Origin of the sequence: Acidovorax temperans, assembly GCF_006716905.1 — a bacterium.
In the GTDB taxonomy this organism is placed as follows: domain Bacteria; phylum Pseudomonadota; class Gammaproteobacteria; order Burkholderiales; family Burkholderiaceae_C; genus Acidovorax; species Acidovorax temperans.
On sequence record NZ_VFPV01000002.1, the window covers coordinates 697,367 to 723,517 of the forward strand.

At 66.9% G+C, this 26,151-nt stretch carries 23 protein-coding genes; 5 read left to right on the forward strand and 18 right to left on the reverse strand.

The window, feature by feature from the left end; all coding sequences use genetic code 11:
* Window positions 1-80: 80 nt before the first annotated feature.
* Together BDD18_RS11450 and BDD18_RS11455 are read right to left on the reverse strand one after the other, a co-directional pair.
* Entirely contained in the window at window positions 81-3,827 is a 3,747-nt protein-coding gene (locus BDD18_RS11450) for a DUF748 domain-containing protein (RefSeq protein WP_142083305.1), read from the reverse strand.
* 512 nt (window positions 3,828-4,339) lie between these two features.
* The gene (locus BDD18_RS11455) at window positions 4,340-5,092 is read right to left on the reverse strand and encodes an alanyl-tRNA editing protein (protein ID WP_142083307.1); all 753 of its coding nucleotides are present in this window, start codon (window positions 5,090-5,092) and stop codon (window positions 4,340-4,342) included.
* 34 nt (window positions 5,093-5,126) lie between these two features.
* Here BDD18_RS11455 and BDD18_RS11460 point away from each other — a divergent pair, with 34 nt between their 5' ends.
* On the forward strand, window positions 5,127-5,984 hold the full coding sequence (locus BDD18_RS11460) for a creatininase family protein (RefSeq protein WP_420837325.1): 858 nt from the start codon (window positions 5,127-5,129) through the stop codon (window positions 5,982-5,984).
* A gap of 97 nt (window positions 5,985-6,081) precedes the next feature.
* On the opposite strand, the gene BDD18_RS11465 is transcribed toward BDD18_RS11460, so the two are convergent.
* The 3 genes from BDD18_RS11465 to BDD18_RS11475 are packed head-to-tail and all read right to left on the reverse strand — an operon-like array spanning window position 6,082 to window position 9,005.
* Window positions 6,082-6,594 (reverse strand): hypothetical protein, encoded by a 513-nt coding sequence (locus tag BDD18_RS11465; protein WP_244939073.1) that lies wholly within the window; start codon window positions 6,592-6,594, stop codon window positions 6,082-6,084.
* A gap of 52 nt (window positions 6,595-6,646) precedes the next feature.
* Window positions 6,647-7,978, reverse strand: a complete 1,332-nt coding sequence (locus tag BDD18_RS11470; RefSeq protein ID WP_142083308.1) for a sulfatase-like hydrolase/transferase — start codon at window positions 7,976-7,978, stop codon at window positions 6,647-6,649.
* A 13-nt stretch (window positions 7,979-7,991) separates the two neighbouring features.
* Entirely contained in the window at window positions 7,992-9,005 is a 1,014-nt protein-coding gene (locus BDD18_RS11475; RefSeq protein ID WP_142083310.1) for a Bug family tripartite tricarboxylate transporter substrate binding protein, read from the reverse strand.
* 112 nt (window positions 9,006-9,117) lie between these two features.
* Here BDD18_RS11475 and BDD18_RS11480 point away from each other — a divergent pair, with 112 nt between their 5' ends.
* Window positions 9,118-9,639: a MarR family winged helix-turn-helix transcriptional regulator gene (locus BDD18_RS11480; protein WP_142083312.1), complete on the forward strand. Its 522-nt coding sequence runs from the start codon at window positions 9,118-9,120 to the stop codon at window positions 9,637-9,639.
* Here the strand turns inward: BDD18_RS11480 and BDD18_RS11485 are convergent, their stop codons facing one another.
* The gene (locus tag BDD18_RS11485) at window positions 9,640-10,311 is read right to left on the reverse strand and encodes a histidine phosphatase family protein (RefSeq protein WP_142083314.1); all 672 of its coding nucleotides are present in this window, start codon (window positions 10,309-10,311) and stop codon (window positions 9,640-9,642) included.
* An 83-nt stretch (window positions 10,312-10,394) separates the two neighbouring features.
* On the opposite strand from BDD18_RS11485, the gene BDD18_RS11490 reads away from it, so the two are divergent.
* Window positions 10,395-10,844 (forward strand): DUF2846 domain-containing protein, encoded by a 450-nt coding sequence (locus BDD18_RS11490; protein ID WP_170207404.1) that lies wholly within the window; start codon window positions 10,395-10,397, stop codon window positions 10,842-10,844.
* 5 nt (window positions 10,845-10,849) lie between these two features.
* Here the strand turns inward: BDD18_RS11490 and BDD18_RS11495 are convergent, their stop codons facing one another.
* The 8 genes from BDD18_RS11495 to BDD18_RS11530 form a co-directional block, all read right to left on the reverse strand.
* The gene (locus BDD18_RS11495; protein WP_142083318.1) at window positions 10,850-11,839 is read right to left on the reverse strand and encodes a threonine dehydratase; all 990 of its coding nucleotides are present in this window, start codon (window positions 11,837-11,839) and stop codon (window positions 10,850-10,852) included.
* On the reverse strand, window positions 11,836-12,564 hold the full coding sequence (locus tag BDD18_RS11500) for a VOC family protein (protein WP_244939074.1): 729 nt from the start codon (window positions 12,562-12,564) through the stop codon (window positions 11,836-11,838). Before BDD18_RS11500 ends, BDD18_RS11495 begins: the two co-directional genes overlap by 4 nt.
* Window positions 12,561-13,463 carry a PhzF family phenazine biosynthesis protein gene (locus tag BDD18_RS11505; RefSeq protein WP_142083319.1) on the reverse strand — a complete coding sequence of 301 codons (903 nt, stop codon included), beginning with the start codon at window positions 13,461-13,463 and terminating at the stop codon, window positions 12,561-12,563. The genes BDD18_RS11500 and BDD18_RS11505 overlap by 4 nt, the downstream gene beginning before the upstream one ends.
* 151 nt (window positions 13,464-13,614) lie before the next feature.
* Window positions 13,615-14,481 carry a PhzF family phenazine biosynthesis protein gene (locus tag BDD18_RS11510; RefSeq protein WP_142083321.1) on the reverse strand — a complete coding sequence of 289 codons (867 nt, stop codon included), beginning with the start codon at window positions 14,479-14,481 and terminating at the stop codon, window positions 13,615-13,617.
* Between the two features lie 40 nt (window positions 14,482-14,521).
* Entirely contained in the window at window positions 14,522-15,148 is a 627-nt protein-coding gene (locus BDD18_RS11515) for a glutathione S-transferase family protein (RefSeq protein WP_142083323.1), read from the reverse strand.
* A gap of 6 nt (window positions 15,149-15,154) precedes the next feature.
* Window positions 15,155-16,336 (reverse strand): aminotransferase-like domain-containing protein, encoded by a 1,182-nt coding sequence (locus tag BDD18_RS11520; RefSeq protein WP_142083324.1) that lies wholly within the window; start codon window positions 16,334-16,336, stop codon window positions 15,155-15,157.
* A 48-nt stretch (window positions 16,337-16,384) separates the two neighbouring features.
* Window positions 16,385-17,290: a DMT family transporter gene (locus tag BDD18_RS11525; RefSeq protein ID WP_142083326.1), complete on the reverse strand. Its 906-nt coding sequence runs from the start codon at window positions 17,288-17,290 to the stop codon at window positions 16,385-16,387.
* Entirely contained in the window at window positions 17,287-17,901 is a 615-nt protein-coding gene (locus tag BDD18_RS11530) for a LysE family translocator (protein WP_066693189.1), read from the reverse strand. The genes BDD18_RS11525 and BDD18_RS11530 overlap by 4 nt, the downstream gene beginning before the upstream one ends.
* Before the next feature lie 156 nt (window positions 17,902-18,057).
* On the opposite strand from BDD18_RS11530, the gene BDD18_RS11535 reads away from it, so the two are divergent.
* The gene (locus BDD18_RS11535) at window positions 18,058-19,539 is read left to right on the forward strand and encodes an aminotransferase-like domain-containing protein (RefSeq protein WP_066693186.1); all 1,482 of its coding nucleotides are present in this window, start codon (window positions 18,058-18,060) and stop codon (window positions 19,537-19,539) included.
* A 169-nt stretch (window positions 19,540-19,708) separates the two neighbouring features.
* Here the strand turns inward: BDD18_RS11535 and BDD18_RS11540 are convergent, their stop codons facing one another.
* A complete protein-coding gene (locus BDD18_RS11540) occupies window positions 19,709-20,350 on the reverse strand; it encodes an NAD(P)-dependent oxidoreductase (RefSeq protein ID WP_066693232.1) in 642 nt (213 codons plus the stop codon).
* Window positions 20,351-20,493: 143 nt separating this feature from the next.
* On the opposite strand from BDD18_RS11540, the gene BDD18_RS11545 reads away from it, so the two are divergent.
* Window positions 20,494-21,396 carry a LysR family transcriptional regulator gene (locus BDD18_RS11545; protein ID WP_142083328.1) on the forward strand — a complete coding sequence of 301 codons (903 nt, stop codon included), beginning with the start codon at window positions 20,494-20,496 and terminating at the stop codon, window positions 21,394-21,396.
* A 57-nt stretch (window positions 21,397-21,453) separates the two neighbouring features.
* On the opposite strand, the gene BDD18_RS11550 is transcribed toward BDD18_RS11545, so the two are convergent.
* The 3 genes from BDD18_RS11550 to flgK are packed head-to-tail and all read right to left on the reverse strand — an operon-like array spanning window position 21,454 to window position 26,149.
* A complete protein-coding gene (locus tag BDD18_RS11550; protein WP_142083329.1) occupies window positions 21,454-22,692 on the reverse strand; it encodes an HDOD domain-containing protein in 1,239 nt (412 codons plus the stop codon).
* Between the two features lie 58 nt (window positions 22,693-22,750).
* Window positions 22,751-24,061 (reverse strand): flagellar hook-associated protein FlgL, encoded by a 1,311-nt coding sequence (gene flgL / locus BDD18_RS11555; RefSeq protein WP_142083331.1) that lies wholly within the window; start codon window positions 24,059-24,061, stop codon window positions 22,751-22,753.
* A gap of 33 nt (window positions 24,062-24,094) precedes the next feature.
* Window positions 24,095-26,149, reverse strand: a complete 2,055-nt coding sequence (flgK, locus tag BDD18_RS11560; RefSeq protein ID WP_142083333.1) for a flagellar hook-associated protein FlgK — start codon at window positions 26,147-26,149, stop codon at window positions 24,095-24,097.
* Window positions 26,150-26,151 lie beyond the last annotated feature (2 nt).

Below are 26,151 nucleotides of genomic sequence, written 5' to 3' on the forward strand. Positions count from 1 at the left end.
AGCTCATGCGCTGGGGGCGTCCCCCTCCCGCGTAGCGAGAGAGGGGGAAGGCGCCGCAGGCGACTCAGGGGGTGTGTTGCTCATTGCGTCGCCAGGCTCAACTCTGCCTGGGGTGCACCCTTGGGCACCTGGCTGCCAGTTTTGGGGGCGGCCAGGAAGAGGCGCTCGGCGGGCAGCTTTTGCGCGGCCAGATAGCTCTGGATGGCATGGCCGCGCTGGGCGGCCAGCTCGGCAGCCATGGCTTCGGTGGCGGGCTGGTTGGCCATCAGCAGGGCTTCCATCTCGGGCACCGTCAGGTCTTTGGCAATGCCCACCAGGTTGCGCGGCTTGGGGATGCTGGCGCGGCCATAGGCGGCCTTGAGCAGCGCGGGGTACTCGTCGGCGGTGACGGGCTCGGTGCTGTCCGGCTGGGCACGGCGCTTTTCCGCGCGCACCAGTTGCTGCAGGCGCTCGCGTTGCAGTCCTTCACGTTCCGCTTCCAGGTTGGCGGTACCGGTCACGGTCAGTTTGAGGGCCGGGCGGTCCACCAGGGCCTTGGCCACCTTGCCCAGGTTTTGCTGCGCTTCGGGGCTCAAGGTGGCGCTGCCGGGGGCAAAGGCCACGCTGCTCATTTCCTCACCCCCACCAAAAGCGCTGGCCAGCAGGCTGAAGGGGGAGGTGAGCGCCTTGCCGATGAGGTTGAGGATGATCTTGCCAATCACCGGGCCGATGCGGAACTGCGGGTCGTTCAGCGAACCACTGATGGGCAGATCCAGGTCGATCACGCCGCGCCGGTCGGCCAGCAGCGCAGCCGCCAGGCGCACGGGCAGGCTGTTGGGCGCACCTGCCACGGGCTCGCCAAAGGTCAGCTGGTTCAGCACGATGCGGTTGCTGGCCGTCAGCTGCCCGTTGGGCAGCACCTTGTAGGTCACGTCCACGCTGAGCTTGCCGCGTTCAATGCCGTGGCCTGCGTACTTCACCGAATAGGGCGAAAGCGGCGGCAGGTCCAGGTCGCGCACCTTGCCTGCAATGTCCAGCGCCAGCGGCTGGGCCAGGGGGTTGAGTTGGCCAGAGACCTCCAGCGAGGCGGAGCCCTCGGCGCGGCCCAGTAGCTCCAGTGCGGCCAGCTGGGGCTCACTACCCGGCGCTTCGGACGAGAACGCCCCCAGCTTGCCTGTCAGCTCGGTCAGGTCGGCCGAGTAGTTGGGCTTGATGAAAAAGTCAGAAAACAGCACCTTGCCGTTGACCAGGCTCATGGGGCCAAACTGCACCACGGGTGCCAGCGGGTCGCGCGCCGCGGTGTGCACGGGCTGCGTGGCTGAAGCAGCCGAGGCGCTTGGCACGGGAGCTGACGCCGCAGCCGTAGCTGCCGTTACCGGTGGGGTTTGCGGCTCGCCTTTGACGATGTCGCGCAGGTTGATGCGCCCCGCTTCGTTGATGGTGATGCGCGCAAAAAAGTCCTGCAAGCTGGTCTCGCCCACCTGCACCTTGGGCGCTGTGCCAGGGGCGGTGGCCACGTTCAGGCCGCGCAGATTCAGGCTCTTCCATGCCAGCAGTTCCTCGCCCACCTGCGCTTCGGTCATGGGGGTGGATGCCGCGGTGCTGTTGGCCTTGAGTTCTTCAATGGCCGCGTCGCCCGCCAGCTTCAGGCTGGGGCCCTTGTCAGACTGCGCAAACGCCACCTGGCCGCGAAAGCCCACATCGGCACGCAGCAGCTCAATGGCCAACTGCTGGGCCAGGTAGCCGTCCAGACCGTGCACGGGCACGCGGGTGGCGTCCAGCTTGCCCTGGGTGGCCAGGGGCTGCAGGGCCAGCGTGCCCTGGTAGTCAATCTTGCCCGCCGCACTCTTGGCGTTGCCCTTACCCGCTGCTGCGCGGGCACTCAGTGTGAAGGCGCCGGGCTTGCTGCTGTCGGTGGCCAGGCTTTTGGCGCTCACGTCCAGGGCCGATACCTCTAGTGCCACAGGGCGGGGCTGGGCGTTGTCGGCAAAGGCCACAGCCCCGCCTTGCAGGGCCAGCTCGCCCACGCGCACCACCCAAGGTGCGTCGGTGGCCGCTTTTGCTGCCGTGGTCTCGCTCGCTGGGGTTGGTGTCTGTGCCTGGACCTTGGCCCAGCGTTCAAACATCCAGCGCCCGTCGCTGCCGCGCTCCACGGCAAGGGTGGGGGTGTTCAGCGCCAGGGATTCCAGTGAGACGGTGCGCTTGTCCACCGGCACCTGCAAGCCCTTGACTTCCAGCTTGCCCAGGCTGACCAGCGACTTGCCGTTCTGGCGCAACGCCAGCTGCTCCAGCGCGAGTGGACCGGCTGTCACGGTCAGGCCCGTGGCGTTTTTGTCTGCGGGTGGGGCTTGCCACTGCACGCCCAGGGTGCCGGTGAGCTGGCCGGCCACCGTGGGCTCCAGGTGCTGCGCCACATAGGGCGCCGCCAGTTGCAGCGCCAGCGCTTCGGTGGTGATTTGCACCCGGGCGTTTTGGGTAGTGGCTTCGCCTTCAAACGCCAGCTTGCCCTCCGGGACGCCCTGGGCGGCCACGGCGGGCAGCACGAAGTCGCCCTTGAAGGCCACGGGCTTTTGCAGTGGCAGGGCCAGGTTGGTGAGTTCCAGGCCCAGCCCGCGTGCCTGCAGGGCTGCTGCGGGCTGGGTGGTCTGGTCAGCCCAGTGCACCGTGCCATCGCGCACGCTGGCGCGCGCCACGGTCACCGCCCACGGCGGGGCGGCTTTGGTGGATGGCTTGGCAGGTTGCGAGGCGGCTTCCTTCGGGGGCGACGCGGGCGCTGGGCCACCGGCCAGTTGTGCCAGGTTCAGCCGCCCGGCGGCATCGCGCTGGGCGTGCAGTACGGGCTTGAGCAGTTCTACCTGGGCCAGGTTCACCACCTGCTCCAGCGGGCGCACATCGGCCATGTCCACCGTCAGGCGATCAAAGGCCAGCAGGTCCTGGCCTTCGCGGTCGGTCATCTTCACATCGCGGGTCTGCACTTGGCCCGAGAGCTTCACAGCCAAGCGCGGTGTCTGCTCAAAAGCCAGCTTCACGTCCACGTCCAGCGTGGCCGCCTTGAGCTGAATGGGCAGGCTGGCGGGCAGGTAGCCCAGGTAGGGCGCCAGGTCCAGGTCATCCCAGCGGATGTGGGCGTCGGCGTGCCGGGTTTGCGCAAACGGCGTGCTTTGGGCCGAAGAGTCAAAACGGCTGCCTTCCAGCGTGAATGCCAGCCGGGGCTCCACGCGCACTTCTTTCTTGTCGGACAGCGTGCTGATGAACGGCACTGACAGCAGCAGGTCCTGCACCGAATGCGTCTTGCCCACAGCGTTGTCGGTGAAGTCCACGCGCCCGCCCTGCAGCAGCAGGTTGTACAGCGCCAGCCGCGCGGGCTCGGTCGATGGGGGCGGTGCCGGTTCGTCCTTGGGAGCCGCCAGCTTGGCAATCACATCGTCCACGTCGTAACGGCCCTGGCCCAGGTGGGTGAGGCGCAGCACGGGGTTTTCCACGGTGAAGGCATCCACCACCGGCGCCAGGCGCAGCAGCGACTGCAGTTCGGCGTCCACATACACGCGCCCGATGGTCAGCTGTGCCGGGCCCTCAATGCCTTTGGCCCCGGCCACGGCAATGTCGCGCAGCGTCAGTTCCAGCGACCAGGGCTTGAAGTCGAGTGAGCCCACGGTGACGGTGCGGCCCAGCTGCTCGCTGGCCAGGCGCTCCAGCGGCCCCTTGACCAGGGCAGGCACGGAAAGCCACGACAGGGCCCATACCCCCAGCAGTGCGGCCAGCGCCCGTGTGGCGGGCTTGAACCAGCGGCGTTGCCGCAGGGCGGTGAGGTGGGGGTGGCCGAGCAGGGCGCGCAGGGGGGCTGGCATGGCAGGTCAGAACAAAAAAGTTGGCTGGGGCGTGGCACACCACCGTGGGTGCCGGCCCGTTGCTAGGTTCAACGCAGCAGGGTACTCAAAGGTAACAGGGGCTGGCCTGGCCTCAGGCTTTCAAGATATCCAGATGCTGATCGTGCTCAGGGGGCAAAGCCCAGCACCACCCGGCGGGTGGCCGCGGACATGGTGCAGCTTTTGGTGTGCCCCCACTGGCGCTGTGCGCCAATGAGTGCAACCCAAAGAAAAGCGCTGTTCGCTGCGCTCATGGGGCAAAGCCCAACACCACCCTGCGGGTGGTGGCGGACATGGTGCAGCTTTTGGTGTGCCCCCACTGGCGCTGTGCGCCAATGAGTGCAACCCAAAGAAAAGCGCTGTTCGCTGCGCTCATGGGGCAAAGCCCAACACCACCCTGCGGGTGGTGGCGGACATGGTGCAGCTTTTGGTGTGCCCCCACCGGCGCTGCGCGCCAATGAGTGCACCCCAAAGAAAAGCGCTGTTCGCTGCGCTCATGGGACAAAGCCCAACACCACCCTGCGGGTGGTGGCGCTTTTCTTTTCAATCTTGGTCACCACGATGGCGCCAATCTCGGCCGTGTTGGCCACATGCGTGCCGCCGCAGGGCTGCAGGTCGATCAATGGCGCGTCGCCATCGCCGCCAATGCGGATGGTGCGGATGCGCCCCGTGCCCCGGGGCGGCTGCACGCTCATGCTCTTGACCAGGGCGGGGTTGGCATCCAGCTCCTCATCGCTGATCGACGCCACAGTGAGCGGGTGGGCGGCAGCCACCATTGCGGCGATGGCGGCGGTCAGCTGCTCCTTGTCCAGCGGGTCGGTCATCGCAAAGTCCAGCCGGGCGTAGTCGGGCGTGATGGAGCAGCCATTGACCAGCTGCGGCACCACACGGCACAGCAGGTGGCTGGTGGTGTGCAGCCGCATCATGCGGTGGCGGCGTTCCCAGTCGATGCGGGCGGTGACGGTGGTGCCAGGTGCCAGCGTGGCCAGCAGGGCTTCTTGCCCCGGTGCAGGTACATGCACGATGTTATTGGTGGCATTGCCCTCGGCGTCCTTGCCTTTGCGGGTATCGGCAATGGCGATTTCGGTGCCATCGGCCAGCACCAGCACCCCGCTGTCGCCCGCCTGGCCACCGCCCAGCGGGTAGAACACCGTGCGGTCCAGCACGATGCCCGCTTCGGTCACGGCGGTGATGTGGGCGCTGCATTCGCGCAGGTAGGCGTCTTGGCGGAAGAGGTCGTCGGTCATGCCCGCCATGGTAGCGGGCCGCCGCCCCGCTACCATGGCGGGCATGACTTCTGCCGCACCCCTGCCGCCGCTGCCGTCCCGCTTCTGGGCCGATCTTTCCACCCGCGACTTTGCTGCGTTGCAAGGCACCGGCCAGGCCGCGCAGGTGGTGGCGGTGCTGCCCGTGGCGGCGGTGGAGCAGCACGGCCCGCACCTGCCGCTGTCGGTGGATGCCGCGCTGCTGCAAGGTGTGATCGACGCGGCCCTGCCCCACCTGGGGGCCGATGTGCCTGCGCTGTTCTTGCCGCCGCAAAACATTGGCCTGAGCACCGAGCATGAAAACTTCTCCGGCACGCTCACGCTCTCTCCCGCCACGGTGATCGCCCTGTGGACCGAGCTGGGCGCCTGCGTGGCGAGGGCGGGTGTGAAGAAGCTGCTGATCTTCAACAGCCATGGCGGCAATGTGGCGGTGATGGACATCGTGGCCCGCGAGCTGCGCCAGCGCCACGGCCTGCTGGTGTACAGCGCCAGCTGGTTCAGCTTGCCCCAGCCGGCCGAGGTGCAGGGCCTGTTCAGCGCGCAAGAGCACCGCTTTGGCATCCACGCGGGCGACATCGAAACGTCGATGATGCTGCACCTGGCGCCCGGCACCGTGCACATGGAACACGCGCAGCACTTCCGCTCTACCTCGCAAGACCGGGCCGAGCGCTTTGCCATTTTGGGCAACGGCAAAAGCGCCAAGATGGGCTGGGCGATGGAGGACTACCACCCAAGCGGCGCTGTGGGCCAGGCCGATGCTGCCACGGCCGACAAAGGCCGGGCCGTGGTGCAGGCGGCGGGCGCGGCCTTGGCGGCGCTGCTGGCCGAGGTGGCGGCCTTGCCGCTGGACACGGTGCGAGATGCTGGGGTATGAATCAAATAGGCTGCTAGCGCTTTGCTGTAAAGCGCTTGCAGCTATTTATTTGATAGCAATTGGTGGCGAAGGTTGCTGCGAATAAAAGCACGCTGATTCAGCCCAGCTCCACCCATTCCACGCCCCAGTGGTGCAGCGCTTCCCGGAGGATCAACAGCGCGGCCGCCCATTCCGCGCGCTGGGGCAGGGCGGTATCAGGGACGCCAGGGCGGTGAATCTGGTCGGACAGGCGATTGAACAGGTTCTCCAAGGCCTGCCGTGACAGCCGGGCGGGTGGCGTGGACAGCGCCACGCCTGCAACCTCTGCCACCTCGCGCAGCAATGGGCTGCGCGTGTGCAGGGTGAACGGCGGGGCGGTGCCTGCAGGGGGCTTTGTCAGCCAGCGGCTGGCCGGCATGACTGCGTCTTCTACCGTGGCGATGGCGTTTTCCAGCGACAGCGGCGTGGGCATGCGCAGGCCAAACGCCTGGGCCACAGTCTGCCAACCCAGGGCCACGCTGTACGGCTCGGTGTTGCCGGTCGGGAGGGAAGCTGTAGGCATCCAGTAAAGCGCCAGTTGGTCAGGCTCCAGGCGAAGTTCGATGGAAGGCGGGGGCGGGTCGTTGTGCATGCCCCGGTTGTACACCGTGCGGGGCCATTCGCATGGTGGCCCCGTCAGCGGCTCAGCGCTGCGGCATGTCTTTGACCCCATAACCCAGACTCACCGTGGCATCGGCCGGAATGGGCGGCATGGTGGCTTCCCAAGCTTCCCACGCTTGCACCATGGCCGCCAGCCGCTCGGGGGCGATGGGGGCCAGGTTGGCGCGTTCGCGTTCGTCGCCTTCCAGGTTGAAGAGGTAGTCGTGCCCGTCCACGCGCAGGTACTTCCAGGGGCCGTGGCGCATGGCGCGCTGGCCCCGGTGGTTCATGCGCCAGAACAGCGGCTGGTCGTCGCGCCAGGTGGCGTCGCGCAGCAGGGGCATGAGCGAGCGGCCATCCAGCGGGTGGCTGGCGGCAGCCGTGGCGCCTGCGGCGTCGAGCATCGTCGCGCTCCAGTCCATGGTCATGCAGGTTTGCGTGCTGGTGCTGCCGGGGGCAATCACGGCGGGCCAGTGGGCAATCCAGGGCACGCGGATGCCGCCTTCGGTCAGGTCCATCTTGCCGCCCACCAGGGGCCAGTTGTCCGAGAAGCGTTCGCCGCCGTTGTCGCTGGTGAACACGACCAGCGTGTCGCGCTCCAGCCCTTCAGCGCGCAGCAGGTCCATCAGGCGGCCAATGCCTTCGTCCATGTGGTGGATCATGCGGCGGTAGGTGTCGATGTTGCCGCCGTGCAGATGAAAGAGGTTGCCTTTCACCTCCTGCGCCAGTGCCTCGTCGCGTGTTTCCCACGGCCAGTGGGGCGCGGTGTAGTGCAGGCTCAAGAAGAATGGCGTGCCGCTGCGCGCGCCACCCGCCATGCGGCGCACAAAGTCCAGGCCATGGTCGGTGATCAGGTCGGTGAGGTAGCCGTCTTCCTGCTGCTCGGCGTCGTTCAGGTACAGGTCGTGCTGGCCGGTGGAGCTGCAGTGGGTGAAGTAGTCCACCCCGCCCGACATGGGGCCAAAGAACTCGTCATAGCCCGAACGCAGCGGGCCGAACGCGGGCGGATAGCCCAGGTGCCACTTGCCCATCAGCGCCGTGCGGTAGCCCGCATCGCGCAGCAGCGAGGGCAGGGTGGGGTGCTCGGGCGGTAGGCCCAGCGTAGTGCTGCCCCGGCTCTTGCTGTTGATGGGTTCTTCGGCTGCGCCGCGCAGGCGGTACTGGTAGCGGCCCGTCATCAGCGCAAAGCGGGTGGGCGAGCACACGGGCGAGTTGGAATAGCCCTGGGTGAGCTTCAGGCCCTGGGCGGCCAGGCCATCGAGCACGGGCGAGACAGGGCCAAAGCTGGCGTCGCGGCCGCCGTAGCATCCCAGGTCGGCATAGCCCAGGTCATCGGCCACGATGAAGACGATGTTGGGGCGTGTGGGTTGGGTCATACCGTCCGCGTCCTCAAGGTTTGAAGCCGGAGCGTTGCACCACCGGCGCCCACTGTGCCTTGTAGGCCTTCAGTGTGGCTTCGGTCTGCGCGCGGCTGGCAGCCACGGGTTCCAGCTTGGTGGCTTCAAACTTGCGGCGCGTGTCCGGGTCCTTCATCACTTCATGGATGAGCTGCGACAGGCGCTCCACCTGCGCGGCAGGCATGCTGGCCGGGGCAAAGAACGTGTTCCAGCCGGTGGCCACCAGGTCCAGACCGGCTTCCTTGAAGGTGGGCACGTTCGGCGCCAGCGGGCTGCGCTTGGCGCTGGAGACAGCCAGGATGCGCACCTTGCCCGCGTCGTGCTGGGGCAGCAGGCTGTCCAGGGTGTCGAAAGCCACTGGCACCTGGCCGCCGACCAAATCCGTGGTCAGCGGGGCAGAGCCGCGGTAGCCCACGATTTCAGCGCGCACCTGGGCGGCATCGCCCACCATCAGGCCAAAGAAGTGCGGCAGGCTGCCGGTGGCCGGCACGCCAAAGTTGGCCTGGGCGGGGTTGGCGCGCAGCCAGGCCAGCAGGTGGGGCAGCTCCTTCACCGGCACGGCGCTGCCTACGGCCACGCCAAACTCGTAGCTGTTCACATGGCTCACGGCGCGGAAGTCGCGCTCGGCGTCGTAGCCCGCGTCGGGGAACACCAGCGGCGCCACCACCATCACGGCAGGGTTGGCCAGCAGCAGCGCGGGTTGGTTGGCGGGCGCGGCCTTCACATACTGGGCCGAGAGGCGACCACCCGCGCCCGTCTTGTTCTCGACGATGACGGGGCTGCCCAGCTTGGCCTGCAGCTTGTCGGCCACGATGCGGGCCACGCGGTCGCTGGAACCGCCGGGCGGGTAGCCCACCACCAGGCGCAGGGGCGCATCGGCCGCAGCGCTGGCGGATTGGGCCTGGGCGCCGGGCGTGCCGAGCATCAATGTGGCGGCCAGACCGAGAGCCGTGGCCAGCAGGGGGCGCCTGGCAAGGTGACGTGTGCGGGAGATGGGGTGGGACATGGTGTGCTCCTGGGTGGCGTGGCCGGTAATGATGGAAGTCAAGCGTGCATCGTGGCACTCTAGGGGCCTGACAATCGATTGTTCAAATCAACAACTTTCCGGGTTTGCACTGATGACCGATGCCTCCCGTCTGCGCGATCCGCAGGCTGCCAGTGACCTGCTGATGTACCGGCTGAACAAGCTGATGGCGGTGTCCGGCAGCCTGGTCATCCGCCTGTGCGAGGGCGGTTACGGCATCACCCGCCGCGAGTGGGGGCTGCTGATGTGGCTGGCGCGCCACCCAGACCTGCCGCCCGCTGAGCTGGCCCGCCTGCTGGGGCTGGACCGGGCCCGCACCTCGCGTGCCATCACGTCGTTGCAAGACAAAAAGCTCATCACCCGCGAACCCCTGCCCGGCGACAAACGCCAGGCGCGCCTGCGGCTCACCCCTGAAGGGCTGGCGGTGTACGAAGCGGTGTTCCCCCAGGTCAAACAGCTCAACCAGGCGTTGCTGCGGGGCTTGCCCACCGAAGCGGTGGAAGTGCTGGACCAAGCCCTGATCCTGCTACAAGCCAATGCCGATGCCCTGCAGGCAGAGAACGCCCACCTGCCGCGCACCTACCGCATGCGGGGTGGGCGGCGCAGGGGCGGGTGATCAGGCGTGGGTGATGAGGGGCGCGTGCTCCACCTCGTTCAGGTGGGGTAGGGTGTTGAAGGTTTGCAGCATCAGCCGCTTGGGCGAGATGGAGAACTCCGTCACCGCGCTGTTGCGGATGCGCATGTTCAGCGCAATCGTCACCTCCGGCGCTGTGCCCAGCACCTCGCCCACGGCCGTCGAGATGGGGCCGCCACTGCTCACCAGCAGTACGTTCTGACCAGCGTGGTGGTGGCGCACATGGTCCAGCACGGCGCGCACGCCGCCTGAAAACTCTTCCCAGCTGGGCATGCCCTGGGGGCTGATGACGCCCGCCATCCACTGTGCCAGCGCATCGCACAGGATGCGGAAGTGCGCGCGGTAGCGCTCGGGCGTGTCGGCAGGGCCCAGGGGCTGGGGGTGAATGGCCGAGATCAGCGCATGGCTGTCGTATTCATTCAGGCCAGGCCAGCGGGTCACTTCGGGCATCGTCTGCAGGCCTTGGGCAATGCCCTGCAAGGTTTCGGTGTGGCGGCGCAGCGTGCCGGTCATCACCGCGTCAAACGCCATGCCCCGCCCGCGCCAGTACTCGCCCAGGCGCACCGCCTGCTCATGTCCGCGAGGGCTGAGCACGTCGTAATCATCAGCGCCAAACGAGGCCTGGCCGTGGCGCACGAGGTAGAGGGTTCCCATGGGGGGATTTTGAAAACAAACCCTTCCACTGCTTGTCACTGGAGCGACTGAAAACACAGATGACTGGCTGCGCTTCGGTCAATATGGCTTCCAAAGAGCAGTCGGCCAAGGCCAAAGAATTCCAACTGCCTCCCGAAGGCCAAACTGGCGCTTACCTGTATCGCAACAGCGTGCTCGGTAAGGCTCTGAGCAAGGATTTGCGGGTTGACGGCAATTGCGTGGGCGTCAGCGCACCCGATGTGTTTTTCTACACGCCGGTCGACGGCGGCAAGACGCGCGCCGTGGAGACCGAATCCGAGTTCTCTCCCAACAAGCTCGAACTCTTTTTTGAGGCAGGCAAAAATTACTTCATGCGCCAGTTCATCAAAGTAGGTTTGATGGTGGGTGGCGCCGACCTGGAGCAGGTGACTGAAGCGCAAGGCAAGGCGGACAATGCCGCCCGCCAGTCAAGTGACTGCCATGCTGCTGCGATGACTGCGCAAGCCAAATCAAAAGGGGGCTATGCGTCTTTTTTTGTTGCCAGCTCTTCGTGACTTGCTCAATGGCCCGTTCGCAGGGTCTGCGCGAAAACCGACGCATCCACGTTGCCCCCCGTCAACGCCAGGCCCACGGTTTTGTCTTGGAGCAACTCTCGCTCTTGCAGTGCCGCAGCCAGCGCTGCAGCGCCCGCCCCTTCGGCCACGTTGTGGGTGTCGGTGAACAGTGCCTGCATGGCGGCGGCCACTTCGGCGTCGCTCACCTGCACGATGTGGTCGATGTGCGGGGCCAGCACGGCCAGGGCTTCGGGGTCTGCCACGCGGCAGGCCATGCCGTCGGCCAGCTGGGTGGTGACAGGGGCCTCGACCACGCTGCCTGCGGCCAGCGAGTCGGCATAGGTGGTGGCGTGGCTGCTGACCACGCCCACCACGCGCACGGGGTGCCGCAGTGCCAGCTTGGCGGCGATGGCCGAGCACGCGCCCGAGCCCTGGCCGATGGGCACGTACACCACGTCAAGCTGGGGCACGGCGCGCAAAAATTCCCACCAGTAGGTGCTCACGCCGCGCAGCAGGTCAGGGTGGAAGCTGGGCACCATGTGCGCGCCGCGCTGCTGTGCCAGGTGCATGGCGTGCTCGCGCGCTTCCTGAAAATCGTCGCCGTGCTCGATGAGGGTGACGCCCAGCGCGCGCATGGCGGCGTTCTTCTCCACCGAGTTGCCACGCGGCACGACGATGGTGCAGGCCACGCCGTGGCGGCGCGCGGCCCAGCCCATGCTTTGGCCGTGGTTGCCGCGTGTGGCGCTGATGACCTCCCTAGGCAGGGCGCCGCGTTGTGCGAGCTGGTCAAAGTAGGTCAGGCCGCCGCGGATCTTGAACGCACCTACGGGCGTGTGGTTCTCGTGCTTGAGCCAGCAGTCGGTGCCCAGGCGCTGGCTCAGCAGGCCCCAGCGGTACTGGGGCGTGGCGGCAAAGTCGCGGTACACCACCTGGGCGGCGGCTTCGATGTCGGCCAGGGTGGGCAGCAAGGGGGGTGGGTCGATGCGGGCGTTCATGCGGCAGCTTTCCGGGGAATGGATGACGACAGGGTGACGGGACCCTGCGGTGTGGTGAGTTGTGCGCTGAGCTGGGGCACATCGCCTGCGGTGACGGCGACATGGGGTGCCACGCCGATGGCTTCACACGCTGCCCGCAGGGTGGCCGCCTGCGGGTGCTGCAGCCTGAGCTGCTGCAGTTGCACGCCGCTGGCGGGCAGGTTGTCGCAGGGGTGTGTGGCGCCCCACTGGATGAGCGTGGGCAGGCAGCCGTCCATCAGGCGCAGGCCGTCTTCGCGCACGGTGATTTGCCACTGCAGCAGGCCATTCGGCGTGGGGCGGCTGGCGGTGATGGTTGCGCCACGCTCAATGCTCAGTGCTGTCAGCGCGGCATGGCTGGCGGCCACATCAGGCACGCAGGCTACCCAGTGGATGAGCTGCGGCCCGTGCTGCGCTACCTGCTGCTGCAGCGTTGCATCATCCATATCAAACCAGCGTCTAGCGCCCGCTGGTAAAGCGCTGGTAGCTCCTGAATTAATAGCAATAATTTCAAGGTAGGCGCGGGGGTGGCCAGGGCTGCTGATGTTGAAAATGCGGTTGTGCGTGCCCATCAGCGGGTGCTCTCCACCTGCCGTGGGGGTGATGCCCAGCGTGCGCTGGCACCAGTCCACGCCGCCCGCCAGGTCAGCCGCAAACACCACGAGGTGGTCCACGCAGGGGGCTTGTGCGGTGGTGGTCTCGTTCACAGCAGCACCTCGCCCGCCATGCAGGTCACGCTGTGGCCGCCCACCCAAATGGTGTCGCCCTCTTGCTGCACATACACGCGCCCCGCGCGGCCCAGGCAGGTGCCCTGGCTGGCCACATACTGCGCGGGGGCCAGGCCCGCGCCGATGAGCCACTGGGCCAGTGCGGCGTTCAGGCTGCCGGTCACGGGGTCTTCGGCCAGACCGTTGTTGCCAGGGAAGAAGGCGCGCACTTCAAACGCGATGCCGTCCGCATCGCTGCTGCCCACCACGCCCACCTTGCCACGCGGTGCGGAGGCTCCGCTTCCTGCTGCAGGCCCCACCACGCCCACGTCCAGCCCAGCGAGGATGGCCGCGTCTGGCTTGAGCGCCAGCACCTGCGCGCTGCTCGCCAGCAGCACGGCACGCCAGCCGGGGCCGTTGTCGCACCAGGCGTGTTGCACGATGTCTTCCCGCGCCACGCCCAGGCCGCGTGCAATCAGGGCCACGTCGGCCTCGTCCAGCGGGCCGCTGCGGCGCAGCGGTGGCGCGGTAAATGCCAGCAGATCGCCCTGCTGGCGGATGTTGACCAGACCCACGCCGCATTCCTGAACGATGCGGCCCGCCACTTGCGGCTGGCCACCCGCCTTCAGCCAGGCGTGGCAAGTGCCCAGCGTGGGGTGGCCGGCAAAGGGCAGTTCGCCAGCGGGGTAGAAGATGCGCACGCGGTAGTCGGCACCAGCGGCGCGGCCCTCGGGCGTGGGGGGAAGCACAAAGGTGGCCTCAGACAGGTTGGTCCAGCGGGTGAACTGCTGCATCTCTTCGGTGGAGAGGTCTGTGCCGTCCAGCACCACGACCAGAGGGTTGCCACGGTAGGCGGTAGCAGTGAACACATCAACTTGTTGGAACGGGCGGTGGTGCATGGGGAAAACTCCTGGAAAAAGTGGGAATGGGCGCACGCCAGGGGCTGGCCTGCTGTTGAGCGGGGGCCATGCCAAGGGTGGTGGGCGGGGCCAAGGCCCCGTGGGTCTCACCCGCTGGGGGGAGCGTTCAGTGTGTTGATTGGGACAGACGTCACAGCAGCGCAGTCCCTTCGATGCAGGTCACGGTGTGGCCGCCCACCCAGACCTGCCCCTGGGCATCCTGGCGGATGTACACCCGGCCAGCCCGGCCCAGGCATTCGCCTTGCGCCACCAGGTACCGGGTGGGGGCCAGGCCTTCGCCAATCAGCCATTGCGCCAGGCTGGCGTTGAGGCTGCCAGTCACCGGGTCTTCCGGGTTGCCCATGGGGGCGGCGAAGGCGCGCACCACAGCGCCGGGGCGTTCGGGGTCGGCACCTGCATCGGGGGCGATGTGGATCACGCCCACGTCCTGCCCCAGGTCTTTGAGGCGGGCATGGTCGGGCGTGAGGCCGAGCACGGTTTCAGCGCTGTCCAGCAGCAGGCCCAGCCACACCGGGCCGTTGTCCAGCAATTGCGCCGCTTGAATTTGGTGGGGGCGCAACCCCAGCGCGCTGGCCACCAGCGGCACCAGGGCCGGGCTGGGCTTGCTGCGCTGCAGCGGCGGTGCGGCAAAGGCCAGGGTGTCCCCCTGGTGTTCGATTTGCACCAGGCCCTGCGCAGACTCTTGCACCACCAGGCCTGGCACGCGCGGCGTGTGGCCTTGCTGCAGCCAGGCGCGGCAGGTGCCCAGGGTGGGGTGGCCGGCAAAGGGCAGCTCGCCCCTGGGCGAAAAGATGCGCAGCCGGTAGTCGGCCCCGGCCGCATGGCCCGCTGCCGTGGGCGGCATCAGAAAGGTGGTTTCCGACAGGTTGGTCCAGGCGGCAAAGCGGCGCATGTCGGCGTCGCTCAGGCCCTGCGCGTCCAGCACCACGGCCACCGGGTTGCCGAAGCCAGGGTGGTGGCTGAAGACGTCGATCTGGCGAAAAAGACGTTGCTGCATGGGGGACTCCGTTCACCGTGGGCGTGGTGGCTACGACAGCTTACGCCAGAGGCTGGTCCAGCACCCCTCGGGCACCGGGGCGGGTGCTGACGGTGCGGTACCAGCGCTCCAGCGCCGGGCGCGCGGGGCGTTCCTGCGGCAGCCCCCACCAGCGGTGCATTTCGCAGCCGATGGGAATGTCTGCCATGGTGAAGTGCTCACCCGCCATGAAGGGCGAGCGGGCCAGGTGCTGCTCCAGCAGGTCCAGCAGGGGCTCGGTGGCGGCCACCGAGGCCGAAATCAGCGCGCCGTTGCGCTGCGCGGCCGGTGTGCGTATCCACTGGATGAAGGCATCGCGCCCTGCGGGGTTCAGCGTGGTCTGCTGCCAGTCCATCCACTGCTCGGCCACAAACCGGGCGGGCAGCTCCTCCGGGTAGAGCTTGCCTGCCGAATGCCTTGCGCACAGGTAGCGCACGATGGCGTTGGATTCCCACAGCACCAGGCCGGTGTCGTCGTCTTCCATCAGCGGCACCAGGCCGTTGGGGTTGCGCTGCAGGTAGGCCGCTTCGCGCACCAGGCCGAACTGCCCGCCCGCATCGGTGCGCTGCAGGGGCAGCCCCAGCTCTTGAGCGGCCCACACCACCTTGCGCACGTTGATGGACGACAGGCGACCCCAAAGCCTCAGCATGCTGGATCAGCCCTTGTGCTCACGGATGGCAGCGGCCAGCGCGGCAATGCCGGTGGCGATCTGCTCGACCGTCGACGTCACGAACGACAGGCGCAGCGTGCGCTGGTCGGCGTTGTCGGCATAGAAGGCCGCGCCGGGCACAAAGGCCACGTTGCGCTCTACCGCCTTGGGCAGCAGCTCGATGGCGCTCATGCCTTCCGGCAGGCGCACCCACAGGAACATGCCGCCATCGGGGCGGTTCCAGTGCACGCCCAGGCCTTGCATTTCCTTGTCGAGCGCGGCCAGCATGGCTTCGCACTGCTGTTTGTACAGCGCGCGGATGGTGGGCACATGGCGGTCGAGAAAACCGCCCTTCATCACTTCGGCCACCAGGCGCTGGTTGTAGCCGGGGGTGTGCAGGTCGGCCGCCTGCTTGGCTTGCAGCAGCTTGGGGTACACGGCCTTTGGCGCCACGATGTAGCCCAGGCGCAGGCCAGGGGCCAGCACCTTGGAGAACGAGCCCATGTAGATGCAGCCCTCGGGGTTGCGGGCCGTGAGCGGCGCGGGCGGCGGGTTGTCAAACCACAGGTCGCCGTAGGGGTTGTCTTCCACCAGCGGCAGGTTCAGCTCGGCGGCAGCTTTCACCAGCTCGGCGCGGCGTGCGTCGCTCATGGTGCGGCCGGTGGGGTTCTGAAAGTTGGGCAGCACGTACAGGAAGCGTGCCTTGTCGGCGCCGGTGCCCACCTTGGCCTTCAGGTCGTCGATCAGCACGCCTTCATCATCGCTGGCCACCGCCACCACGGTGGGCTCCATGGGCGTGAACGCCTGCAGGGCACCCAGGTAGGTGGGCGTTTCGACCAGCACGCGGCTGCTTTCGTCGATCAGCACCTTGGCGATCAGGTCCAACGCCTGCTGTGAGCCGGTCGTGATCAGGATCTGGTCGGGGTCCACATTCCAGGGCAGGAAGTCGGCAATCGCCTGGCGCAGGGGCGCAAAGCCTTCGCTGGCGGCGTACTGCAGGGCGGCGGGGCCATCGTTGGCCAGCACGGCGGCCGAGGCTTCGGCAAACGCCGATACGGGGAAGGTCTTGGGCGAGGGCAGGCCGCCCGCCAGACTGATGATGCCGGGCTTTTCCGTGACCTTGAGGATCTCGCGAATCACCGAGGGGTTCATCTTCTCGGCGCGGCGGGCCAGGGTCCAGTTCGTCATGTCATTGATCTCCAGGTAGGTGTTGTATGCAATGGTATCGGGGCCATGTCAGGAAAACCGCTTGCCCGCCACCACGGTGGCGACAACGGCGACGGCAAAGCCCAGGGTGACCAGGTCGAGCGACTCGCCCAGCAGCAGGGCGGCGGCCAGGATGGAAAGAAAGGGCTGCAGCAGCTGCGTCTGGCTCACGCGCAGGGCGCCGCCCAGGGCCAGCCCCCGGTACCAGGCGAAGAAGCCGGCCCACATCGAGAACACGCCCACATACAGAAAGCCACCCCAGGCCGAGGGCGCCACGGGATGGCTGGGCCACAGCCACAGCGTGGCGGGCAGGGAGACGGGCAGCGCCATCAGGCACACCCAGCAGATCACGCGCTCGGCCCCCAGCGCGGGTGTGATGCGTGCGCCGTGGATGTAGCCCACGGACGCCGCCACCACCGCGCCGACCAGCAGCGCATCCGCCGCCTCCAGGCTGAACAGGCCGTGGCCCTGCTGCCAGCCGCGCAGCAGCGAGAACGCCACCACCAGCAGGCTGCCCAGCACCGCGAAGAGCCAGAACCCCAGGCGCGCACGCTGGTGCAGCACCAGCGCGGCCACGGCCGCCGTCACCAGCGGCAGCAGCGCCGTTACCACGGCCGCGTGGCTGGCCGTGACGCTGCGCAGCGCAAACGCCAGCAGCAGCGGGTAGCCCAGCGCATTGCCCAGCACGGCCCAGCCCAGGTGCCGCCACTGCTGCGGCTGAGGGCGCGGCGAGCGCGTGGCCAGCAGAAACACCGCCGACAGCAGCCCCGCCAGCGCGGCGCGGCCCACGGTGACGAACCAGGGCGAGAGCTGGGGTTGCTCTGACGTGCCGGTGGCCAGGCGCGTGGCGGGCAGGGTGACGGCGAAGATCGCCACGCCCAGCACGCCGAGCCACAGGCCTAGGGTGCGGTCGCGGTGCGAGGAGGGCGTGTTCATAGAGTCAGCATCCAGACAGCGGTGGCCACCAGCACCAGCGCCAGGGCGCGGTTGAACCACAGCAGGCGAGCACCCTGCGACAGCCACTGGCGCAGCAGGGAGCCCAGCAGCGCATAGACAAAGTTGCTGCTGAAGGCAAACGCCACCATCACGCAGCAGATGATGGCCAGGCGCTCACCCGGGTTGGTGGCCGGCTGCCCGGCTGCGTTGACCACCCAGCCCGCGCTGAGCGTGAGGGCCAGCATCCAGGCCTTGATGTTCACGAACTGCAGGCCCACGCCTTGCCAGAAGGTCACCTGCAGGCGGCTGCCGTCCACCTCGGCAAGCTGCCCGGCGCGGCTGAGCTTCCAGGCCAGCCACAGCATGTAGGCCACGCCCATCAGCGTGACCGTCCAGCGCAGCGCGGGAACGCCGGTGATGAGGGCCCCCAGGCCCAGGCCGCTGCCCAGCATCAGCAGGGTCCAGCCCGTGGGCACGGCCAGGCAAAAGCGCAGGGCGCGCTTGAGGCCCAGGTTGGCGGCCAGGGCGGTAGACAAGGTGGTGTTGGGCCCCGGCGAAAAGCTCATGGCGGTGCAAAACAGCAAAAGGGCGGTGAGTTCGGCGGTGCTCATGCAATAGGCGGTGCGGGCGGGTGTTGCGCGGGAGTATGGCTGTCCAATGTAATCGGATGTACCGATACACTACCCATACAGTTCAGCAGCGCAGTATGCAAACTGTATTGTTGGCTGTGCCAGTACACGGCACAGCGCCTTGCCCGGAGACCCGCCATGTTGATGAAGTCGTCCACCCAGTCGCTGACCGAGCAGTTGTCGGAGCGCTTTGCCGAGCGCATCCGCAATCGGCTGCTGGCCCCGGGCGCGCGCCTGCCGTCGGTGCGCCAGTGCGCTCAGCAAAACGGCGTGAGCCCGTCCACCGTGGTGGCGGCCTATGACCAGCTGCTGGCGCTGGGGCTGGTGGAGGCCCGCAAGAACCGGGGCTTCTTCGTGCGCGACAGCGGCGGCGCGGACACCGCCGCCGGGGCCGATGCCCGCACCGCGGACCCGACCCTGGAAAACGCCGCCCCCAACTGGAGCACCGCCCACTGGTTTGCGGCGCGCGCCGCCGGGCGCGCGGGGCGGGGCGTGTCGCCCGTCAACGCCACGGCGCTCATCCGCGGCATGTTCCACAAGATCAGCGACAAGCCCCAGCCCGGCATGGGCGTGTTTCCGTCCGAGTGGCTGGAGTCCACCTTCATGCCCGCTGCGGTGCGCAAGGTCACCAACTCGCGCAGCCTGCAAGATTTTTCGCTGCAGTACGGCGAGCCGCTGGGCGATGCGCACCTGCGCCGCCTGCTGGCCAAGAAGCTCTCCACCCTCAACGTGCACACGGTGCCCGAGCACATCATCACCACCGTGGGGGCCACGCACGCGCTGGACATCGTGAGCCGCACGCTGCTGCGCCCTGGCGACCCGGTGATGGTGGAGGAGCCCGGCTGGGCGGTGGAGTTTGCGCGGCTGGCGGCCTTGGGCATGCGCATCCTGCCCGTGCCGCGTCGCGCTGACGGGCCAGACCTGGAGGTGATGGCACGCTACTGCGAAGTGCACCAGCCCAAGCTGTACGTGAGCGTGAGCGTGTTCCACAACCCCACGGGCTACTGCCTCAGCCCGGGCAGCGCCCACCGCGTGCTGCAGTTAGCCAACCAGCACAACTTTCATGTGGTGGAGGACGACACCTACAGCCACATCGCGCCAGAGCACGCCACTCGCCTCACGGCGCTCGATGGTCTGCAGCGCACCATCTATGTGAGCGGGTTCGCGAAGATTCTTGCGCCCAACTGGCGCATTGGTTACCTGGCGGCCCCGCCGAATCTGGTGGAGCCCCTGCTCGACACCAAGCTGCTGGCCACTCTCACCACCCCTGCCTTGCTGGAAAAAGCCTTGGCCCTGTGCATTGAGCAAGGGCAGCTGCGCCGCCATGCCGAGCGCATCCGTACCCGGCTGGATGCCGCCCGGTCACGCAGCGTCAAGCTGGCGCTGCAAGCCGGCTGCACTTTTGCGGCAGAGCCGGTGGGCCTGTTCGGCTGGGTCGATACGGGCGTGGACACCGACGCTCTGGCCCAGCGCATGCTGGACGAGGGCTACTTGCTGGCTCCCGGCGCGCTGTTCCATGCCGAGCGCAAACCCAGCACGCTTATGCGCATCAACTTTGCCACCACGCAGGAAGCGGCCTTCTGGCAAATCTTCCAGCAGGTGGTGGCAGCGATGAAGTGAGCGGCTGAGCGCAGAGCCGCGAAACAGGCGCTTGGCGCGCGGATGGCCGTCGCCTCGGTGCCTTTTGCAGGCTTTCTCGCCACCCAGGTGCGGTTTTTTTGAACAAAACACCCTTGCAGCGCTTTATTTATAAGCGCAAGCAGCTATCAATAAAGTAGCAATTCAAGCGTCAATACGCCACGGTGAAGCGCTGCTGCAGGTGGCGTGGAGCCTCCAGCTCGTCCACGATGGCCACTGCCAGATCGGCCACGCTGATCTTGCCGGGCTGGTCGCCGTTCATCAGGGGGGATTCCGTGCCCAGGCGGTAGTGGCCCGTGCGCTCGCCGGGCTCCAGCAGGATGGCGGGTGAGAGGAAGGTCCATTGCAGGGTGGATTCCTGGCGCAGCAGGTTCAGCGCTTCGCGGGCGGCCAGTGCGCCGTTTTTCCATTCGGCCGGGAACTGGGGGGTGTCCACCAGCTGCACGCCTGGCGCCACATACAGGCTGCCTGCGCCGCCCACCACCAGCAGGCGCTGAACGCCAGCGGCCTTGACGCCCGCCGTGATGGCGCGGCTGCCCCGCAGAAATTCGTCGTGCAGGTCGGGATGCGTCCAGCCTGGGTTATAGGCGCTGGCCACCGCGTCCACCCCCCGGACGGCCTGGGCCACCTGCGCGGCGTCTGTTGCGTTTGCCTGCACCACGGTCAGGCCCTCGCGCAAAGGAAGCTTGGCCGGGTCGCGGGCCAGGGCCGTCACGCGGTGGCCGCGTTGCAGCAGTTCATTCAACAATGCGGTGCCTACAAAGCCGGTGGCGCCAATCAGTGCGATGTGCATGGTGTGTTCCTGCAAGGGGAGTGAAGATGCTGCAAGCTTATTTTTGATGCTGCGCTTGCGGTAGAGGGTTGAAAATGCTTTGTCTTTGAAGCGCTGCTTCAAAATCAAGCCTTTGAACAGGCTCACTGCGGCAGGAGGATGTGTTGGACGATCTCAAGCGGATGGCGGTGTTTGCCAGCGTGGTGCAGCATGGTTCGATGACGGGCGCGGGCCGGGTGCTGGGCATGAGCCCGTCAGCGGTCAGCCAGCAGGTGCGGCAACTGGAGCGGGAAGGGGGCGTGACGCTTCTGCACCGCTCCACCCGCAAACTGGCTTTGACCGAAGCAGGCCAGCGTTATCACGCCCAGTGCGCAGCCATGTGCGCGGCAGCCGAGCAGGCGCGGGCCGAGCTGGCGGCCGCGCGCGATGCGCCCAGTGGCGAGCTGCGCATGTCGGCCACCGTGGGCTTTGCGCGGCATGTCTCCCCGGCTCTGGGCGCGATGCTGGCGCAATACCCCTCGTTGCGGCTGCGGTTGCTGGTGGACGATGCTCCCATTGATCTCATCAACGCCCGGGTGGACCTGGCGGTGCGCTTTGGCCGCCTGGCCGATTCGACCTGGGCGGCACGCAGGCTGGGGGCGCTGGAATGGTGGCTGTGCGCCTCGCCCGAGTATCTGGACCGGCATGGCAACCCCGAAACGCCAGATGCCCTGCTGGCCCATGGCTGGCTGGGCTTAGCACGCGAAGGGGCGGGCCTGCTGCTGGACCTGAGGGGCCCCGAGGGCGCGGCCCGCAGCCTGCGGGTGGAGCCGCGCATTGTGAGCAACAACCAGTTGTCCATCCAGCAGATGTGCGAGGCAGGCCTGGGTGTGGCGCTGATGGGCAGCCTGGATGTGCAGGACGCGCTGGCATCAGGCCGCCTGGTGCGGCTGTTGCCGCAGTGGACCATGGGCACCCTGGATATCTGGGCCGTGACGCCCCAGCGGGATGCGCAGCCTGCCAAGGTGCGGCAGGCCATTGCGGCCTTGCAGAGCTATCTTGTCACCCAGCCGGGTGTGCTGGAGTAGTGGGTGCGGGCTGCGGGCTGCGGGCAGATCGGTGCAGATCAGCCTGGGTCACACCCCTCAACGGGGAGGGGCCGGACGTTCCACTTCCAGATCGGACAGCACCCGCAGCAGCGCGCGGTTGACTTCCTCCAGGTCCATCTCGTGCTCTTCGCACAGGCGGCGGATCACGCTGGCGTCGTCGTGTTCCAGCGCGCAGGCCATTTGCAGGCTGGGTGCGTACGGGCCGGTGTGCAGCACCGTGGCGTCGTAAATGCGTTCCGACAGCGGGATGCGGCGCAGGATCGTGCCCAGGGGCTCGCGCAGCAGTTCATCCATTTGCGACAGCAGTGCGCAGAGGTAAATTTCGCGCCGCAGCTCGTTTTCCACGCCGGGGTTGAGCAGCAGTGTGGTCAGGCGCGCACGCATCACCATGGACTCGCGGATGGGCTGCATGTTGGGCTCGGTGCTGGAGTGGGGCAGCTGGTCCGACAGCCAGCGCTTGATGGACTCGTACCCCATCATCACCATGCCCCGGCGCAGAGAGTCGATGCCGGTGCGCAGGCCCAGGGCTGCCGAGTTGGTGTAGATCATGAAGCGGTAGGACAGGATCGGATCCTCGCTCATGATGTCTTCAAACGTCTCCAGCGACTGCTCGTTGTCGATGGCCTTCATCAGCCGGTGAATGACCGCGTGTGACGGCTGCTGCGGCGTGTGCCGCATGCTGTAGAGCACGTCTTCCGTGGGCCAGCCGGCCAGCGCCAGCGCGTTGTTGTCCAGGCAGTGCTCCATCAGGGCACGGCTGGCCACGTTCTCATACATCTGCCCTGCCAGGATGGGGCTGATGTTGCGTGGTGGTAGCTTGGGGGCGCCGGGCTGTTGTGGTCCGCGCTGCAGTGCGGCAATGGCGTCTTCGGCGCGCAGGGTGAGCAGGCTGTTGTCAAAGCAGCGCGCCACTTCGGCGGGTGGTAGGTTGGCAATCTCGCCACGCCACACCAGCTTGAGCCCCCGCCGATGGGCTGCGCGCACCTGGTTGAAGATGGTGGAATCGTTCAGCCAGTCGCCGCGCACTTCAATCCACGGGCTGCCGCGCGGCGCGCTTTCCAGCAGGCTGGAGAGCAGCTGGTGCGTTTGGGGCGAGATCAGCAGCGGCGGGGAACTGGCCGACCACAGCTCTGCCAGCGTGCGCAGCAGGTGGCCTGCGTCTACCAGCAGCGAGGACTCGTTGTGCACATACAGCTGCACGCCAGCCAGCTTGCGGGCGCGGTTCCACAAGGGGCGGTAGCCCAGAATCAGACTGCCTAGGACGGATTGGACCATGTGCTCTCAGGCGGTGCGGCTGGCATCTGGGGCCCGGCGCGCTGCGCGGGGCGGGACGCTAGCTGATGTAATTGAACAGCGAAAGCTTCTGAACCGACGCATAGGTCTGCAGCGCTGCCTGGTAGCCCGTCTGCTGGTTCTGGAAGTCCGAAATGCCTTTGATCATATCCAGATCCTCGGCGCGTGAGCGGTCGGATTCGAGCTGCACGGAGCGCTTTTCCTGGTCGCCGGTGATACGGTCTGCGCGGTTGAGCAACTCGCCTGCATAGCCGCGCATGTTGTGCATGCGTTCCAGACCCCTGTCGATGTTGGCCAGAGCCTGGCCCACGGCCTGCGTGGCGGCGTTGTTGTTAGCTGCGCCGCCGATGTTCTTGATAGCGCTGTCGATGGTGCTGAAAAGGCTGGGGCTAGGCTGCAGGCTGATGGTGTCGCCGTTGGCGGGTGAATAGGCCAGGCTGCCGTCGGCCTGCTTGGCAGGCGAGGCATTGATGGTGAAGGACAGACCGGGCACGTTGACTGCGGGGTTGGTCGCGGCAGATATTTCGATGCTCAGCGGCTTGTCGGTCGGAAAGTCAGGCACCGTGACGGGGGCCGATGAAGTACCTAGGGTGAGGTCTTGAATGGTGTACGTGGCCGTGGCCGTGCCGGGCGTGGCGCCGGGGCCCACGGCGCTGAACACGATCTGGTAGTTGTTGCCCGTGACGGCACCGGGGTTTACCGGGGTGAGGGCGCTGGTGGTGAGCGTGCGGTTGCCGGGGATGGTGCTCACGCTGGCGGTGTAGGCGCCGTCGCGCTGCGGATCGAACATGAAGGCCGAATGGCCGTCCAGCGTGTTGGCGATGGAAACCCCTGTGTTGCTGCTTTGCCCCGGCTGGCCCTTGAACTCGTAGTCGGGGTTGCCAGGCAGCGGTCCCAGAAACGGGTTGACCGCGCTGCCCAGGGCGCCCAGCAAGGGGATGCCGTTGGTGTCCTTGCGGTTGGCCACATCGGAGAGCTGCTCGCGCAGGCTCTGCAATTGGTTGGCGATGGTCTTGCGGTCTTCGGGCTTGAGGGCGCCGTTGCCCGCATTCACGACCAGCTGGCGAATTTCCTGCACCAGATTGACGGCGTCACCCATGGTGGATTCAGCTTGGGCAATGGCGTTGCGCTGGTTTTCCAGGGCGCGCTGCTCGGTCTGGATGCGGCTGATCCGGGTCAGCGCGCGTTCAGCCTGGGCGGCCGACACGGGGTCGTCGCTGGCACGCACCACACGCTTGCCCGAGGTCAGGTTCTCCTGCAGGTTGACGAGCGACGTCTGCCGCGCCGATACGTTGCGGATGGCGTTGTCATACATGTTGGCCGTGCCAACGCGAAAGATCGTATTGCTCATGTCAGACTCCTTCGGAGTGCATCAGAGGCGGCCTCATCGGCCCAGGTTCTGGATCAGCGTGTCAAAGACACTCTGCGCAATTTGCAGCATCTTGGCCGATGCCTGGTAGGCCTGCTGGTACTGCAGCAGCTTGGCGGCTTCTTCGTCCAGGTTCACGCCTGAAACGGCCGTGCGGTCGTTTTCCAGGTTCACCGCAATTGACTTTGACAGATCGGAGGCAAACAGCGCGCTCTGCGTGCGCGTGCCCACCTGGGCCATGGCACTGGCGTAGCCGTCGCTGAGGGTGGATTCGTCGAACATCTTCACATCGCGCAGGTTCATCAGCGCTGTGGCGTTGCCGGCATTGCGGGTGTAGTAGTCGCCGTCCAGCTTTGCATCGCCTACGGTCACGATATCCCCATCTTTGGGCGTGCCCTTCAGCGTGATGGACCAGCCATTGAGGCGGATGGCCTGGCCGGAGGTGTAGGGAACCACGGTGGTGCCGGCCACATACGTGTCTGGGGGCGGGACGTTCAGGGGGCGCTCGCTAGTGCCCGAGATGATGAAGCCGCCTTTGTCCTGTTCGTACTTGAGCGTGATTTGGGAAGGGATGGTCTGTGGATCGAGCGTGATGTCGGCCACCACGCCGTTGCTGATGATTTCGGGCGGGTCGACGAAGACGGGCGGAGTGCCCGTGGTCTTCCAATGCGCGCCGGTAGTCTTGAGTTCCGCCAGCTGCAGCGTGCCGCCATTGGACGGGTCCATGGCCGCGTTCACGGGGTTGGCCGCAGCCAGATCGCGGGGCGAATACACCAGCGCCTGAATATTAGCCGCCGCGTCGGCGAATGGCTTGAACAGCACGCGTTCATTCAGGGTGCCAGCGGCAGTGAACTTGAAGGTAAGCCCGTCCATCATCACCCCTGCTGGATCGGTGAAATCAAGCACGTTGGTGGTTGTGTTGTCGGACAGGCGAATGATCTGTCCCCCAGGTGGAGAGGTAAAGCGCACCTCGTAATCCGAAGCCGCAAACTGGGAGGTGCCCAGCGGGGTTTGGAAGTCGATAATTCCTTCGGCGATGCCGCTGGTGTACCCGAGTGCACTTTTGGGTTCAGAAAACAGAGGTTTCCCTTTTTCACCGTCCAGTGTGAGCCCCATACCCTGTTGGTAGTTTATAGACCTGCCAATGGCCAATGCCATGCGGCCCAGCAGGTTGCGCCCTTCGGCCAGATCGGTGTTGTTGAACCGGAGCAGGCCCGAGATGCTGCCGCCCCCGAGCATGTTTTCGTCCAGCTCAATCTTTGGAGAGCCTGGGCGGGTGAAGAGCAGCTTGACCTGCCCGCTGTTGACCTGCCCGCTGGACGGGAACGTGCCCGAGTCGCCTACCGCCACCTCGGTGGCTGTGGTGCCTAGCACCAGGGGCTGGCTACCACCGACGAACAGGCCGATGGTTCCGTCGTCTGCCGGTATCTGCGTGGTTTGCACATACTGGTTGATTTCGCGGATGACCTGCTCGCGCTGGTCCAGCAGGTCGTTGGGGGTTTGCCCGTTGCCTGTGGCGCGTGCAATCTGCTCGTTGATCGCAGCCATCTGCTTGGCCAGGCTGTTGACGGTGTTGGCGCTGTTCTTCAGCTCTTCGGTCACCGTGTACTGGATCTCGTTGATGCGGTCGGCCGAGGTGCGCATGCGCGATGCGGTTTCGTCCATGCGTGTGAGCACCAGGGTGCGCGCCGACAGGTCGGTGGGGGCAGCCACGACGTCCGAGAACGCGTTCATCATGTCGTTGATGGCGGCGCCCAACCCCGTGGGGCCGCCGCTGAAGATCTCCTGCAGCTGGCTGAGCCGCTGCGCGCGCACCGTATCCCCAGCGCTCACTGATCCCGCCGCTGCGGCCTGGCGGGTGAGCAATTCGCTCTGGTTGCGCAAGATGGTGCGCACATCCACCCCTTGCCCGATGTAGCCCGCGCCCGAGAATTGCCCCTGCACGGTTTGCAGTGCCACGGACTGGCGCGAATACCCGGGGGTGTTGACGTTGGCAATGTTGTTGCCAGCCGTCTGCAAGGCCACCTGGTTGGCCATCAGGGCGCGAGCGCCGACGTTGAGCAGTCCCATGA

Bases quoted from the DNA above. Each gene is read 5' to 3' on its own strand.
- BDD18_RS11450 (WP_142083305.1), bottom strand. From the start codon at position 3,827: ATGCCAGCCCCCCTGCGCGCCCTGCTCGGCCACCCCCACCTCACCGCC.
- BDD18_RS11455 (WP_142083307.1), bottom strand. From the start codon at position 5,092: ATGACCGACGACCTCTTCCGCCAAGACGCCTACCTGCGCGAATGCAGC.
- BDD18_RS11460 (WP_420837325.1), top strand. From the start codon at position 5,127: ATGGCGGGCATGACTTCTGCCGCACCCCTGCCGCCGCTGCCGTCCCGC.
- BDD18_RS11465 (WP_244939073.1), bottom strand. From the start codon at position 6,594: ATGCACAACGACCCGCCCCCGCCTTCCATCGAACTTCGCCTGGAGCCT.
- BDD18_RS11470 (WP_142083308.1), bottom strand. From the start codon at position 7,978: ATGACCCAACCCACACGCCCCAACATCGTCTTCATCGTGGCCGATGAC.
- BDD18_RS11475 (WP_142083310.1), bottom strand. From the start codon at position 9,005: ATGTCCCACCCCATCTCCCGCACACGTCACCTTGCCAGGCGCCCCCTG.
- BDD18_RS11480 (WP_142083312.1), top strand. From the start codon at position 9,118: ATGACCGATGCCTCCCGTCTGCGCGATCCGCAGGCTGCCAGTGACCTG.
- BDD18_RS11485 (WP_142083314.1), bottom strand. From the start codon at position 10,311: ATGGGAACCCTCTACCTCGTGCGCCACGGCCAGGCCTCGTTTGGCGCT.
- BDD18_RS11490 (WP_170207404.1), top strand. From the start codon at position 10,395: ATGGCTTCCAAAGAGCAGTCGGCCAAGGCCAAAGAATTCCAACTGCCT.
- BDD18_RS11495 (WP_142083318.1), bottom strand. From the start codon at position 11,839: ATGAACGCCCGCATCGACCCACCCCCCTTGCTGCCCACCCTGGCCGAC.
- BDD18_RS11505 (WP_142083319.1), bottom strand. From the start codon at position 13,463: ATGCACCACCGCCCGTTCCAACAAGTTGATGTGTTCACTGCTACCGCC.
- BDD18_RS11510 (WP_142083321.1), bottom strand. From the start codon at position 14,481: ATGCAGCAACGTCTTTTTCGCCAGATCGACGTCTTCAGCCACCACCCT.
- BDD18_RS11515 (WP_142083323.1), bottom strand. From the start codon at position 15,148: ATGCTGAGGCTTTGGGGTCGCCTGTCGTCCATCAACGTGCGCAAGGTG.
- BDD18_RS11520 (WP_142083324.1), bottom strand. From the start codon at position 16,336: ATGACGAACTGGACCCTGGCCCGCCGCGCCGAGAAGATGAACCCCTCG.
- BDD18_RS11525 (WP_142083326.1), bottom strand. From the start codon at position 17,290: ATGAACACGCCCTCCTCGCACCGCGACCGCACCCTAGGCCTGTGGCTC.
- BDD18_RS11530 (WP_066693189.1), bottom strand. From the start codon at position 17,901: ATGAGCACCGCCGAACTCACCGCCCTTTTGCTGTTTTGCACCGCCATG.
- BDD18_RS11535 (WP_066693186.1), top strand. From the start codon at position 18,058: ATGTTGATGAAGTCGTCCACCCAGTCGCTGACCGAGCAGTTGTCGGAG.
- BDD18_RS11540 (WP_066693232.1), bottom strand. From the start codon at position 20,350: ATGCACATCGCACTGATTGGCGCCACCGGCTTTGTAGGCACCGCATTG.
- BDD18_RS11550 (WP_142083329.1), bottom strand. From the start codon at position 22,692: ATGGTCCAATCCGTCCTAGGCAGTCTGATTCTGGGCTACCGCCCCTTG.
- flgL (WP_142083331.1), bottom strand. From the start codon at position 24,061: ATGAGCAATACGATCTTTCGCGTTGGCACGGCCAACATGTATGACAAC.
- flgK (WP_142083333.1), bottom strand. From the start codon at position 26,149: ATGGGACTGCTCAACGTCGGCGCTCGCGCCCTGATGGCCAACCAGGTG.